The organism is Saccharopolyspora gloriosae, assembly GCF_022828475.1.
GTDB classification, from domain to species: domain Bacteria; phylum Actinomycetota; class Actinomycetes; order Mycobacteriales; family Pseudonocardiaceae; genus Saccharopolyspora_C; species Saccharopolyspora_C gloriosae_A.
In genome coordinates, this window is sequence record NZ_CP059557.1 from 4,520,826 (window position 1) to 4,534,456 (window position 13,631).

General features: G+C 69.2%; 12 protein-coding genes and 1 pseudogene. 6 read left to right on the forward strand and 7 right to left on the reverse strand.

Annotated elements, in window-relative coordinates:
- Position 1: 1 nt before the first annotated feature.
- Together H2Q94_RS19535 and H2Q94_RS19540 are read right to left on the reverse strand one after the other, a co-directional pair.
- Entirely contained in the window at positions 2-763 is a 762-nt protein-coding gene (locus H2Q94_RS19535; protein ID WP_243788647.1) for an MBL fold metallo-hydrolase, read from the reverse strand.
- A gap of 303 nt (positions 764-1,066) precedes the next feature.
- Positions 1,067-1,426, reverse strand: a pseudogene (locus tag H2Q94_RS19540) (enolase C-terminal domain-like protein); the annotation flags it as partial.
- A gap of 77 nt (positions 1,427-1,503) precedes the next feature.
- Here H2Q94_RS19540 and H2Q94_RS19545 point away from each other — a divergent pair.
- Positions 1,504-1,863: a helix-turn-helix domain-containing protein gene (locus H2Q94_RS19545; protein ID WP_243788648.1), complete on the forward strand. Its 360-nt coding sequence runs from the start codon at positions 1,504-1,506 to the stop codon at positions 1,861-1,863.
- A 125-nt stretch (positions 1,864-1,988) separates the two neighbouring features.
- Here H2Q94_RS19545 and H2Q94_RS19550 read toward each other — a convergent pair whose 3' ends face one another.
- On the reverse strand, positions 1,989-2,630 hold the full coding sequence (locus H2Q94_RS19550; RefSeq protein WP_243788649.1) for a carbonic anhydrase: 642 nt from the start codon (positions 2,628-2,630) through the stop codon (positions 1,989-1,991).
- A gap of 454 nt (positions 2,631-3,084) precedes the next feature.
- On the opposite strand from H2Q94_RS19550, the gene H2Q94_RS19555 reads away from it, so the two are divergent.
- Together H2Q94_RS19555 and H2Q94_RS19560 are read left to right on the forward strand one after the other, a co-directional pair.
- Entirely contained in the window at positions 3,085-4,212 is a 1,128-nt protein-coding gene (locus H2Q94_RS19555; RefSeq protein WP_243788650.1) for an NDMA-dependent alcohol dehydrogenase, read from the forward strand.
- Between the two features lie 126 nt (positions 4,213-4,338).
- Entirely contained in the window at positions 4,339-4,878 is a 540-nt protein-coding gene (locus H2Q94_RS19560) for a hypothetical protein (protein ID WP_243788651.1), read from the forward strand.
- Positions 4,879-4,897: 19 nt separating this feature from the next.
- On the opposite strand, the gene H2Q94_RS19565 is transcribed toward H2Q94_RS19560, so the two are convergent.
- On the reverse strand, positions 4,898-6,679 hold the full coding sequence (locus H2Q94_RS19565; RefSeq protein ID WP_243788652.1) for an FAD-dependent oxidoreductase: 1,782 nt from the start codon (positions 6,677-6,679) through the stop codon (positions 4,898-4,900).
- 356 nt (positions 6,680-7,035) lie between these two features.
- On the opposite strand from H2Q94_RS19565, the gene H2Q94_RS19570 reads away from it, so the two are divergent.
- Both H2Q94_RS19570 and H2Q94_RS19575 read left to right on the forward strand, forming a co-directional pair.
- Positions 7,036-7,905, forward strand: coding sequence for a p-hydroxycinnamoyl CoA hydratase/lyase (locus H2Q94_RS19570; RefSeq protein ID WP_243788653.1), 870 nt, complete (start codon positions 7,036-7,038; stop codon positions 7,903-7,905).
- Between the two features lie 116 nt (positions 7,906-8,021).
- Complete coding sequence (locus tag H2Q94_RS19575) at positions 8,022-9,515, forward strand: acyl-CoA synthetase (RefSeq protein ID WP_243788654.1); 1,494 nt, start codon at positions 8,022-8,024, stop codon at positions 9,513-9,515.
- 400 nt (positions 9,516-9,915) lie between these two features.
- Here the strand turns inward: H2Q94_RS19575 and H2Q94_RS19580 are convergent, their stop codons facing one another.
- Complete coding sequence (locus H2Q94_RS19580) at positions 9,916-11,376, reverse strand: aldehyde dehydrogenase family protein (RefSeq protein WP_243788655.1); 1,461 nt, start codon at positions 11,374-11,376, stop codon at positions 9,916-9,918.
- Between the two features lie 165 nt (positions 11,377-11,541).
- Entirely contained in the window at positions 11,542-12,114 is a 573-nt protein-coding gene (locus tag H2Q94_RS19585; protein ID WP_243788656.1) for a MarR family winged helix-turn-helix transcriptional regulator, read from the reverse strand.
- A gap of 198 nt (positions 12,115-12,312) precedes the next feature.
- On the opposite strand from H2Q94_RS19585, the gene H2Q94_RS19590 reads away from it, so the two are divergent.
- A complete protein-coding gene (locus tag H2Q94_RS19590) occupies positions 12,313-12,708 on the forward strand; it encodes a cold-shock protein (protein WP_243788657.1) in 396 nt (131 codons plus the stop codon).
- Between the two features lie 17 nt (positions 12,709-12,725).
- On the opposite strand, the gene rfbA is transcribed toward H2Q94_RS19590, so the two are convergent.
- Positions 12,726-13,616: a glucose-1-phosphate thymidylyltransferase RfbA gene (gene rfbA, locus H2Q94_RS19595; protein ID WP_243788658.1), complete on the reverse strand. Its 891-nt coding sequence runs from the start codon at positions 13,614-13,616 to the stop codon at positions 12,726-12,728.
- Positions 13,617-13,631: the final 15 nt, after the last annotated feature.

Here is a 13,631-nt window from a genome sequence, read left to right on the forward strand (position 1 = left end):
TTCACCGCAAGTGTCGTGCCGCGTTCTCCCGAGCCTCGCCCAACGCCTTGCCGAGCGGCCCGGTGCGCATCGGCCCGTGCCCCGGCAGCAGCACGTCCGCCCGCAGGCCCTCCAGCGAGTCCAGCGACTGCAACGCGCGAGCGCCGTCGTGGTGGAACATCGGCAGCAGCATCTGCGGCCCCTTCACCCGGGACGTGCCGTGTTCGGTTACCACGGTGTCCCCGCTGATCAGCACCCCGCGACCGGGGAGGTGGTAGCTGCTGTGGCCGGAGGTGTGGCCGTGCGTCGGCACCGGCACCGGCCTGCCCGGCAGGTCCAGCGCGCCTTCACGCGGGAACGGCTCGGCGGACGGGATCGCGCACGGCTTCAACGCCCCGGCGCGCACCACGTGCGCGGCCCACGGCAGCACACCGGGCCGCCACGCGTTGGCGAGGATCTGCTTCGGCGTGGCCTGCTGGAGGTACTCGCGCTTCGCGTGCGCCACCTCGACCCGGTCCAGGTAAACGGGAATGCCGTACTTCGCGGTCAGCTGCGGCAGCGAACCGATGTGGTCCACGTGCGCGTGCGTGACCAGCACGGCCTCCACGTCCCGCATCCGGTACCCGACTTCGCGCACCGACGCCTCCACGGCGTCCGCGTCGTCCGGATAGCCGCCGTCGATCAACGTCACCGAGTCGTCTTCGACGAGGATGACCCAGTTGGTGCTGCTCCCGTGGACCAGGTACGTGCCTTCAGCGGCCTGGACGACGCGGCTCTCGCTCATCGGATCCCCTCCCTCGTCGATCATGCCGCATCAACGAGGGCAGCGAACAGCGAGGTCACCTGGCCGGTGGTGCCCGGCTCACGCGGAAGATCCCGCAGAATGATCTTCTAGTCGTGATCCTGTCAGCTGAGCAGCGACCGGCCATAGCAAGACGACCACCGGCGTATTCTCAGCGGCTTCCCCGTGAGGACGGCGATTTCGCTGTGCACGGCCTCGGACATACCGGCGAAGAGGCGGTGAGGAAGCCGCTGAGCGACCCGCTACGCAGGTCGTTTCCGATCCAGAACTCAAGCGGACACCACCTCAGTCCTGGCGGTAGCGGGTGAGCTTGTCCGGGTCGATCTGCACACCCAGCCCTGGCCCGGTGCGGACCGGGAGCGTCCCGTCCCTGGTCTCCAGCGGTTCGGTGAGCAGGTCGTCGCTCATGTCCAGGAAGTTCGACAGCTCCCCCGCGCGCAACGAGGTCGCTTCGAACGCGGATCCGAACGCGACGGCGCACATCGTGCCGAGCTGGCCGTCGATCTGGTTGCCCAGCACGACCTCCGCGCCGAGACCCGAGCTCAGCGCCAGCACCCGGTGCGACAAGGTGAATCCGGTGCGGGCGGTCTTGATGCTGATCGCCGTCGCCGCGCCCGCCAGCAGTTCACGGGTGACCTCGCCGGGCCGGGGGCGACATCGACGACCTTCGAGAACTCGCTGCGGCTGCTGGAACCGCTACCGCTGCCCTACGAACGGCGCGGGTGAGCTTCGCCTACGGGCAGACGCTGCGGCGCGCGGGCAAACGCCGGGAGGCCGACCTGCTGCTGCAGCAGGCGCGCGACGCCTTCCACGCCCTCGGCGCGCGGTCCTACGTGCGGCGCTGCGACCGGGAGCTCAAAGCGGGCGGCCTGCACGCGAAGCGCGCCACCGACCTGACCGGCCTGACCGCCCAAGAACGCGCGGTCGCCGGACTGGTCGCGGCGGGCATGACCAACAAGCAGGCTGCGACGGAGCTGTACGTGTCGGTCAAGACCGTCCAGTTCCACCTCACCCGCATCTACGCCAAGCTCGCCATCGCCTCCCGCAGCGAACTGGCCGCCCGCTTCCGCACCGAGGACTGACCGACCAGGTGAACGGCCCCTTCGCGGTCAAGTCAACGGGGCCATCGGCTCGATGACACCGGTGAGGTGAACGGCCCACTCACCCGGTGGGGCCGGACGAAGTGGCATTCACCTCGCCGGGAAGGTCAGTTCGTCACCAGGTTCTCGCCGAGGGCTCCGTGGCCGGAGACGACCCGGACGGTGCCCTCGTGGAGGCGGTAGGACAGGCCCGCCACGGCGCACTCACCGGAGGCGATCTTGTCGGCCAGGACTCCGGAGCGCTCCACGAGGAAGTCGGTGGTCTTGCGGATGTGCTCGTCGACCATCTCGTCGATCGAGTTCCGACCGGCGGCGCGGGCGCTGAGCACGCTCGGGTACACCCGTTCCACCACGTCGCGGATGTAGCCGGTGGGCGAATCGCCGTCGTCGTAGGCGTTCGAGGCGGCGGTGACGGCACCGCAGGAGTCGTGCCCGAGCACCACGACGAGCGGGGCACCGAGCACGCCGGCGCCGTATTCGATGCTGCCGAGCACCTCGGAACCGGCCACGTGCCCGGCGGTGCGCACCACGAACAGGTCGCCCAGCCCGCGGTCGAAGATGATCTCGGCGGCGAGCCGGGAATCGGAGCAACCGAACAGCACCGCGAACGGCTTCTGCCCGGGCGCCAGTGCGGCTCGGTGGTCGGCGTCCTGGTTCGGGTGCAGGCGGGCGCCGTCCACGAAGCGTCCGTTGCCGGCGAGCAGGAGCTGGAGGGCTTCGGCGGGAGAGGCCGGATCGGAGAATGGCATATTCGAAAAGCTACCCCAGGTCACGCCGATTCAACGGTGCGCGAGATCACGCCGGGGCGCGGTAAGTGGATGAAGTCCGACGCACGCGGCGCGCATTGACACCGGGGGTCCGCGATGCTGCGGAGAGCGACGACGAGCGCGGCGTCTCGCGGGCCGTTCGCACGAGCGACGACAACTCCGTACATCTCACCGAGCACGGCTGAGCGCACCGGCGCAATGAATCGAACGGGCGGAAACCACGGCCTCGTCGATCACCTTCCCTCACCGAACGGAGTCAACGCTGACCGCTTGACCGGTCACCAGGACACATGACACCGTCTGCATGAGACTCAGGTCACTTAATTCCCCGTGTCCGGGGAGCGGGATCGACCGCGCTCCTCGCCCGATGCCGACGACGCCATCGTTTCTCCGGCGGACCGAGCCGTCCGCCCATGCCTCGCGGGAGGACAGAATCGTGCAGACCAAGGCCGCGCTTCTCCACGAACCTGGTCAGGATTGGTCCATCGACGAGATCGAAGTGGGAGATCCCGTCGCGGGCGAGGTGCAGCTCAAGCTCGCGGCGACAGGCCTGTGCCACTCGGACGAACATCTGCGCACCAACGCGATGCCGGTGCCGGTGTACCCGGTCCTCGGCGGGCACGAGGGCGCGGGGGTGGTGACGAAGGTCGGCGCCGGAGTCACCGGCGTGCAGGAAGGCGATCACGCGGTCCTCGGCTTCATCCCCGCCTGCGGTGTCTGCCGTCCGTGCTCGGCCGGGATGCAGAACCTCTGCGACCAGGGCGCCGGGCTGCTCACCGGTCAGGCCATCTCCGACGGCACCCATCGGGTGACGTACCAGGGGAAACCGGTGGCCCCGATGTGCCTGCTGGGCACGTTCTCGCCGTACGTGACGGTGAACCAGTCCAGCGTCATCAAGATCGAGCAGGACATTCCGCTGGAGACCGCGGCGCTGCTCGGCTGCGGCGTGGCGACGGGCTGGGGTTCGGCGACCGAGGTCGGTGCGACCCGCCCCGGTGACACCGTGGTCATCGTCGGCGCGGGCGGCATCGGCATCAACGCCGTGCAGGGCGCGGCGGCCGCGGGCGCGCGTTTCGTCGTCGCGGTCGACCCGGTGGAGTTCAAGCGGGAGAAGGCCGTCGAGTTCGGCGCCACCCACACCTTCGGTTCGATGGAAGAGGCCCTCGAGCCGCTGCGGGACATCACCTGGGGCCGTCTCTCGCACACGACCATCCTCACGGTCGGCGAACTCGAAGGCGATCAGCTGGCCGAGGCGCTCGCGATGACCGGCAAGGGCGGGCAGGTGGTGGTGACCGCGCTCGCCGACACGGCCGCCACCGACGCGAAGATCGGCATGTTCGAGCTGACCCTGCTGCAGAAGCGCATCCAGGGCGCCATCTTCGGCGGTGCGAGCCCGCGCACCCAGGTACCGCGGTTGCTCGACCTGTACCGGCAGGGGCGGCTCAAGCTGGACGAGCTGGTGACCCGCACCTACTCGCTGGACGAGATCAACAAGGGATACCAGGACATGCGGGAGGGCAAGAACCTGCGCGGCATCGTCCGCTACACCGAAGCCGACTGGTGATCCGAGTCCGGACGCGGGAGGCGCACCACCGCTCTCCCCCGTCCGGACGCGCGGCGAACGGCGAGCGGCGCAGCGCCGGGGCACCCGTGCTCTCGCGGCGGAGCGTGCTCAGGCATGATCCCGATCATGTCGATCATCCTCCGGTTCGGGGCAGGCCCCGCCGGTGCGCCGCTCGCGGCCGCGCAGGCGCAACCGACCGATCAGATGCGCGTCGTGTTCGTGCTCGTGCTCGTGCTGCTGGCGATCGCCCTGGTGCTGGTGGTGCTGAGCAAGTGGCTGCGGTTCCGGCAGGGTTTCAGCGCCCAGCGGCAGCGCGAGCTGCTGTGGGCGATCCCGGTTCCGTGGGACATCCGGCAGGCGGTACGCGAGCTGATGCGCACCGGTGATCAGGCCCGCGCGGTGTCGATTCTGCGCGAGGCGATTCCGGCGATCTCGCTGCTGCAGGCGAAGTTGCTCACCGAACGGCTCGTCGAGGACGACGAGCACCCCACCGGCTACGCCGAGGTCGTCCGGGCGATCCGGGAACGCGACCCGGAATTGACCGCGCAGCTGCGCCCGCTGGTCGAGCACAAGGCGGAGATCGAGGTCGTCCGGCTGCTGCGCGAACGGCTCGGACTCGACCTGCGCATCGCGAACGAGATCGCCAAGTCCATGCAGGCCGGTTGATCCGCTCGGGATGAGCTGATCAGCGGCGAGCGAGGATCGTGCTCATCGCCGCGCGCAGCGCGTTCACCGGGTCGGCGGGCAGCCCCTGCGAGCGCCAGCCGATGTGCTTGTCCGGGCGGACCAGCAGCACGCCGTCCTCGGCGACCTCCCGCAACCGCGCCCAATCGAAGTACAGGTCGGTGACCGTCCGGCCGGGACCGATCACCACGGTCTCCAGCGGTACGCCGAACTCGTGGGCGATCTTGTCGCCCGCGTCCTTCCACACCTGCCCGGTGATCCCGGTCAGCAGCGTGAACCGGGTGGCCGGTGCGAGGTCGTGCGTGGAGATCTTGCGCAGGCTGTCCCCGACCCACGCGTGCGGCAGTCGCGAACCGGGCACTGTGGACGGTTGGTAGTACAACTCCGGGTCGCGTTCCGGTTCCGGCCGGAGGGAACCGTCGGAGGCGATCGCGGCGGACTCGTAGAACTGGCCCATTTCCACGCCGTGCGCGTTGAACTCGTAATCCTTGAGCTCCATCGCGCGACGCAGCGCATCCCGCTTGGCCGCCCCTTCCGGGGTGCCCGCCTTGCGCTGCTCCATGTTCGCGACCATCTCGGCGTCGGAGCCGGGCTCGGCGATGTCCAGCGCCTCGAAGAACCGTCCGAACTCGCGCCCGGATTGGTTGGCGCGCAACACGATCTGCTCCGCCACCGGCGCCCGCTCCGCCGTGTAGGTCGCCAGCAGTTCCGCTCCCGCCTGGCCGCGCAGCACGGCGGCGAGCTTCCAGGCCAGGTTGTAGGAGTCCTGAATGGACGTGTTGGAGCCGAGCCCGTTGCTCGGCGGGTGCTTGTGCACCGAGTCCCCCGCGCAGAACACCCGGCCGGACTGCAACCGGGTGGCGTACTGCTCGTTGTTGCCCCACAACGATGTTCCGGTGATCTTCACGTCCAGCTCGGGCAAGCCGAGCAGCCGCCGCACGATCGTCGTGGCGCCGTCGTCGTCGAGCACCGGCGGCTCCCCGTGCACGTCGTAGCCGCACACGATCATCCACTCGTGCCACGGCCGGACCATGCGCACCGCTGCGGTGCCGATGCCGCCGACGTTCGCGCCCGGCTGCACCACCCAGTAGAGCACCGAGGGGCGGTGCGCGACGTGCTCGGTGAGGTCGGCGGTGAAGGTGATGTTCATCGACCCGGCGGTGTCGAGCTCACCCCGCATCGGCAGCTCGATGTCCGCGGCGACCTGCGACCGCGCCCCGTCGGCGCCGATCAGGTAGCGGGCGCGGATGTCGTACTCGTGCCCGGTGAACCGGTCCCGCACGCGGGCGGTGACACCGTCGGCGTCCTGCTCCAGGGAGAGGTATTCGGTGGCGAACCGGGTCTGGGTGCCGCGCTGGGTGGCGTTCTTGACCAGGATCGGTTCCAGGTAGGTCTGCGGGATGTCGCAGTTCCAGGACGGTGACGCGAGTTCGTAGTCGGCGTGCCGAGCCGGGTGGGTGCCCCAGGTGCGGATGCGGCCCAGTTCCTCCCCGGCGATGGCGGTGCAGAAGACGGTGTCGCCCATCAGCTCGTGCGGCGTGGCCTCGGCGAGGACCTGCTGCTCGATGCCGACGTCGCGGAAGATCTCCATGGTGCGCTGGTTGGTGATGTGCGCGCGGGGCGTGTTCGCGGTCCACCGGTACTTGGTGACCATGACGTTGTCCACGCCGAGCGTGGACAGGAACAGCGCGGCGGAGGCTCCGGCGGGGCCGGAACCGATGATCAGGACATCCGTCTCCACCTGGCGCGGCCGAGATTCGGGCGGAAGTTCGGAAACCGTCATCTGCATTCCTTCGCGCTTGCGGCCGTGCTCCGGCCACGGCGGCCCGAGTTCAGAGGGGATTACAGCCGCCGCCCCACTCTTGATCAAGACTTCGGCGCACCGCGAGCACTTTTGCTCCACAGTGGACTCGATTCGGACATCTTCCAGGAAAGCAATTTCCGCACGAAGTGAGCACCGGCCCGGCCGCTCACCGCTGCCGCCAACTTCCGACTGTGAGCCTCACCACCGGATGATCAAGCACGGTCGCCTCCCCTTTCGGAGCGGCGAACAACCCCAGCGCTTCGCCGACCTTGACCACCCCGCAATCGCACTGCTAAACATCCATCAGGAACCCTGATGAATAAGCGAGGTGGCCGATGAGTGCTGCGGTGAGCGACGGACAGCGGCAAGGAGCCCCGGAGCCCTGGGGCGACACGGTGCGGGTGGAGTTCAACGACGGCATCGCCTGGGTGACGTTGAACCGGCCGGACAAGCGCAACGCGATGAACCCGACGCTCAACGACGAGATGGTCCGCACGCTCGACCACCTGGAAGGCGACGATCGCTGCCGGGTGCTGGTGCTGACCGGAGCGGGCGAGTCGTTCTCCGCGGGCATGGACCTCAAGGAGTACTTCCGCGAGGTCGACGCGACCGGCAGCGCCGCGGTGCAGACCAGGGTTCGCCGGGCCAGCGCCGAATGGCAGTGGAAGCGGCTCGCGCACTGGATCAAGCCGACCATCGCGATGGTCAACGGCTGGTGTTTCGGCGGCGCCTTCACTCCGCTCGTCGCGTGCGACCTGGCCATCGCCGACGAGCGCGCGCAGTTCGGGCTTTCCGAGGTGAACTGGGGAATTCCGCCGGGCGGCGTGGTCAGCCGCGCGCTCGCCGCGACGGTCAGCCAGCGCGACGCGCTGTACCACATCATGACCGGCGAGGCCTTCGACGGCACCGAGGCCGCCCGCATGCGGCTGGTGAACGAAGCCGTGCCCGCCGACAGGCTGCGGGAACGCACCCGCGAGCTCGCACTGAAGCTGGCCTCGATGAACCAGGTGGTGCTGCACGCGGCGAAGGTCGGCTACAAGATCGCCGCGGAGATGCCGTGGGACCAGTCCGAGGACTACCTGTACGCGAAGCTCGACCAGTCGCAGTTCGCCGACCAGGCCGGTGCCCGCGCGAAGGGCCTCAGCCAGTTCCTCGACGACAAGACCTACCGGCCCGGTCTCGGCACCTTCGATCCCGAAAAGTAGCCGCGCGCGGCGGAAATTCACCGCGCCGGGCCTCGTCCCGCGAGGCCCGGCGCGAGATCGTCCAAGGACAGCGCGGTCCGCGTCCGGTGGCGGACGCCCGGCGAAAGGTGAGTCCGATGCGAAACCAGGGGCTCGGGTCCTGGCCCGCTCGGCGGGCGAGGATGACGCCGCACCGGATCGCGCTGCGCCACGGCGACAGGTCCACCACCTACGCCGAGCTGGCCGCCCGCGTCGCGAGCCTCGCGCACCGGCTGCGGTCGGCGGGCGTGCGTCCGGGCGACCGGGTCGCCTACCTGGGGCCGAACCATCCCGCGTACCTCGAGGTCCTGTTCGCCTGCGGCGGCCTGGGCGCAGTGTTCGTACCGCTGAACTTCCGGCTCACCGCACCGGAACTCGACTACGTGCTCGACGATTCCGGCGCCTCGGTCCTGATCTGCACCGCCGAGCACGCGGACACGGTCGCCGCGCTCGCGACCCGCGCTCGCCGCTTCGACGTGGACGCCGAGGGCGAGATCACCTTGCCCGCCGGCGGCGCACCGGAGTCGGTGGACCTTCCCGTGAGCAGCGCCGATCCGTGCTTGATCATGTACACCTCCGGCTCCACCGGACGCGCCAAAGGTGTGGTGCTCACGCACGGGAACCTCACCTGGAACAGCGTCAACGTGCTGGTCGAGACCGATCTCGCCGCCGACGAGCGCGCGTTGGTCGCCGCTCCCCTGTTCCACGCCGCCGCACTGGGCATGGTGTGCCTGCCGACGCTGCTCAAAGGCGGCACGGTGGTGCTGCACTCGTCCTTCGATCCCGGTACGGCGCTGGCCGCGATCGAGCGGGAGCGGATCACGCTGATGTTCGGCGTGCCCGCGATGTACGACGCGCTCGCCGCGCACGAGCGCTGGGCGGACACGGACCTGTCGGGCGTGCGGACCCTGCTGTGCGGCGGTTCCCCGGTGCCGACCGGCACGATCCGGCGCTACCTGGACCGGGGCCTGGGTTTCGTGCAGGGCTACGGGATGACCGAAGCGGCGCCCGGAGCGCTGCTGCTGGATCAGGAGAACGCCACCGGCAAGATCGGCTCGGCCGGGGTGCCGTCGTTCTTCACCGACGTGCGGGTCGTCGGCGAGTCCGGCCGGGACGTCGCCCCGGCCGAACACGGCGAGGTCGTGGTCAGCGGCCCGAACGTGATGCCCGGCTATTGGGGTCTGCCCGCGGAGACCGCCGAGGTGTTGCGGGACGGCTGGTTCCACTCCGGCGACGTGGCCACCATCGACGCGGACGGCTACGTCTACATCGTCGACCGGCTCAAGGACATGTTCATCTCCGGCGGCGAGAACGTGCATCCCGCCGAGGTGGAGAACGCGATCCACGGCTTCCCCGGCGTCACGGCCTGTGCGGTGATCGCCGTCCCCGACGCCAAGTGGGGCGAGGTCGGCAGGGCCGTGGTCGTGCCCGCACCCGACACGACAATCGACCCCGCGACGCTGCTGACCTACTTGCGAGAACGCCTCGCCGGCTACAAGGTGCCCCGCTCGGTCCGCTTCGCCGACCAGCTCCCCACCACCGGCTCCGGCAAGATCCGCAAAGCACGAGTACGCGAACTCTTCGGCGACTGAACCGAAACCCGCACCTACACCCTCCAACGAGCAACGAACCAGAGGTCGTGACGGCGAAGCCCACCAAGGGCCGCAAAACGACCCAGCCCCGCACCCAACGGCCTTGCCCGACGGCGAAGCCCTGCCGTTGGCGGCAAAGCCCTGCCTGACGGCGAAGCCGTGCCCTTGGCGGCGAAGTCCGCGAAGGCGGCGAAGCCAGCTGCCTCGCGGCCGAAGGCCGTGCCTGTATGTGCGAAGCACATAGCCCACGTCCAAAAAACGACCACCGGCGGGTTCTCAGTGAGCCTCTCGCGAGGACAGCTTTTTCCCTCGTGGCGGAGCCACTAGGGAAAAAGATCCCGCAGCGAGAGGCTCACTGAGGTTCCGCCACCCGACCACCCAAGCGAAACGAGCCGTGAAATCAGAAAGGATAAGTAGCCACAGTAGGCCGCAGAGTGATCCACTGGGTTTCGGTGAACGCTTCGGCGTTGGCGTGCGGCCCGCCGACTCGGGACGAACCGGACGCGCCCACACCGCCGAACGGAGCGTTGGCGTCGTCGTTGAACGTCTGGTCGTTGATGTGCACCTGCCCCGACGGGATTCGGTCGGCGATGGACATCGCCGTGGCCAGGTCGTTTCCGAGCACGCCGAGGCTGAGCCCGAATTCGCTGTCGGCCGCCAGTTCCACGGCCTCGTCCACATCGGAGAAGGGGCGCACGCAGGCGACGGGGCCGAACACCTCTTCGGCGTAGGCCGGGGTGTCCGGGGTGCAGTCGGCGAGCACGGTCGGCCGGTAGAACAGCCCTTCGTGCGTGCCGCCCGCGACGAGCCGGGCACCTGCGGCGACGCTGCGGTCGACGAGGTCCTTGGCGTGGTCGAGCTGCTTGCCGTCGATGATCGGGCCGAGCTGCACATCGTCGCGGTACCCGTCGCCGACCCGCAGCGCTTCGGCCTTCGCGGCGAGCGCGTCGACGTACTCCTCGTAGATCGACTCGTGCACCAGGTGCCTGCCGACCGCCATGCAGACCTGTCCGGAGTGGATGAAGTTGCCGAACGCGCCGCAGGACGCGGCGGCCGCCACGTCGGTGTCCCCGAGCACGATGAGCGCGCTGTTGCCGCCGAGTTCCAGGTGCGTGCGGGTGAACGTTCGCGCCGCTTGCGCGCCGATGGCCCGCCCGGCCGGGGTGGAGCCGGTGAACGACACCACCCGCACCTGCGGCGCGTCGATCAAGGCGCTGCCGACTTCGACGCCGCCCGGCAGCAGTTGCAGCACTCCCGGCGGCAGCCCGGCCTCCTCGAAGATCCGGGCGATCACGACTCCGCCGCAGACCGCGGTGCGCGGGTCGGGCTTGAGCAGCACCGCGTTGCCCAGCGCCAGCGCGGGCGCCACGGATCGGATGGACAGGATCAGCGGGAAGTTGAACGGCGAGATGACGGAGACGACGCCTGCCGGGACGCGGCGTTGCGCGCTGAACCGGGGCATCGGCGAGTGCAGCAGTTCACCGTGGGGTGCGGTGGCGAGTGCGGCCGCCTCGGTGCATTCGGCGGTGGCGGCACCGGTCTCGATGCCCGCTTTGAACCGGGTGGAGCCGGATTCGCGCACGATCCAGTCGCCGATTTCGGCTGCGTGCTGCTCGAACAGGGCGGCCGCGCGGGAGAGCACGGCGGCTCGTTCGAACACCGGGGTCGCGGCCCAGTCCCGCTGTGCCTGCGCGGCGCGGCGGGCGGCGTCGAGGGCGTCTTGCGCGCTCGCCTGCCCGACTTCGCCCAGCACGGCACCGGTGGCCGGTTCGATCGCCTGGTTCGGCGGTCCTCCGGTGCCCTGCGACCAGGCGCCGGTGAAGATCCGCCCGGTCCATTCCGCGTCCTGCAGCAATCCCATGATCCGCTCCCGTTCGTCACCTTGAAGACTCAGGGTTCCTGATAATGTTACATCGACGACCAATGGACAAGGCACAGCCGGATTCCAAGATCGGCGATCAGACTCCGAGCCGACGGCATGCCCGGAACGAACTCCGCCGCCCCGACCACGCCCGCCGGAGAACATCTAGGCCCGCCGAGCCTCGGACACCGCGGCGAGCGTGGCGATGCCGTGCTCCAGCCCTTCCCGGAAGGTCTCGCGCTGCCCCGGACTGAGGTCGGCGAGCAGCTCGCCCTCCAGTTCCAGCACCGCGGGCGCGCACTCGGCGAGCAGCCGCGACCCGGCCTCGGTCAGCGAGGCGAGCAGCACCCGCTTGTTCCCCTCGTCCTGCCCGCGCGTGATCAAACCGCGCTTTTCCAGCGCCAGCACCATTTCGTGCATCGTCTGCGGCCGCAGGAACGACCGCCGCGCCAACTGCGCGGAGGACAACGCGCCCTTGTTCTGCAGCACGGTCAACGCCGTGTACTGCAACGTGGTCAGCCCGAGCGGGCGCAGCACATCGTCGAGCAATGCCCGGATCACCAGTTCCAGCCTCTTGACCAGGTACAGTGTCAACGGCGGGTGCGGGATCACGGCATCCGCCTCGTCCACGGGGCCGGATTGCTCTGGTTGGCTGCTCACCCGCGTCATGATGTCACCTCCGGGCGGACGCATCCGCATCACCTGCACGACCGCCGTGCCCGCCGAACAGATCAGCATTGCTGATCTCTCACATCGAACAGCTCCGTTGCCGAGTCCGACATCAATCTACTGTGGACCAACGACGATCGTCGTCTGCCGCAAGGACCATCCGCGGCGGCCGATCGGCCGAGCCCGCGACGGCCTGCCGCGAGCGCGTCATTACTATGCCAACCGGCACCAACTTGGCACTGCAATCGACTCATGGGGGTTCACTCGATGGTGAACGGCAAGGTCGTCCGGTTCGACGACGATCGCGGTTACGGCTTCCTCGCGCCCGACGACGGCGGCGAGGACGTGTTCGTGCACGCGAACGACATCCAGGAGGCCAAGCAGCAGTTCCGGCCGGGCGCTCGCGTCGAGTTCGAGATCGAGACGGGCGACCGCGGCCTGAAGGCCTCGAAAGTGCGGCTGCTGGACGCCGAGCCGGAATCCCGGCCGCGCCGCGACCACGACGACGACGGCCTGTGCGACGTGCTGTCGGTGCCGGAGTTCCGCACCGAACTCACCGAAGCCCTCCTGGACGCGGCCCCCACCCTCACCGCCGCGCAGATCGTCCAGGTCCGCCGCAAGCTGACCGACCTCGCCCGCGCCCACAACTGGATCGAGGCCTGACATCAGCCGCGGCGCGGTCAGGTCACAGCGCGCAGCGCGGGCCGGGCCGCGGCGATCTCCATGACGTACTGCCCGTACCCCGAGTTCGCCATCCGCTCTCCCAGGCGGTGGCACGCGTCCCGGTCGATGAAACCCATCCGCAGCGCGATCTCCTCGAGGCAGGCGATCCGCACGCCCTGCCGGTGCTCCAGAACTCGCACGTACTGCCCGGCTTCGGTCAACGACTCGTGCGTTCCCGTGTCCAGCCACGCGAAGCCGCGCCCCAAATCGACCAGTTTCGCCGTGCCGCGCGCCAGATACGCGCGGTTGACGTCGGTGATCTCCAGTTCGCCGCGGGACGACGGCCGCAGGCCGGCGGCGATCTCGAGCACGTCGTTGTCGTAGAAGTACAGCCCCGTGATCGCCCGGTTCGATCTGGGACGGTTCGGCTTCTCCTCGATCGAGATCAGCTCGCCCCGCACGTTGACCTCTCCCACCCCGTAGCGCCGCGGATCCTGAACGGGGTAGCCGAACAGAACGCAACCGTGCAGGTCCTGCGCCGTGCGCTGAAGCAGCGCCGAGAAGCCCTGCCCGTGGAAGATGTTGTCGCCCAGCACCAACGCCACCGAGTCGTCCCCGACGTGGTCGGCACCGAGGATGAACGCGTCCGCCAGCCCCTTCGGCTCGGCCTGCTCGACGTAGTCGAGGCTCAGGCCCAGTTCGGCTCCGTCACCCAGCAAACGCCGGAAGCCGGGCAAGTCCTCCGGTGTGGACACCACCAGGATCTCCCGAATGCCGGCGAGCATCAGCACCGACAGCGAGTAGTAGATCATCGGCTTGTCGTACACCGGAAGCAGCTGCTTGGAGACGCCGAGCGTCACGGGGTGCAGCCGGGTTCCGTGACCGCCCGCGAGCACGATGCCTTTCATTCCGTCACCTCTGGA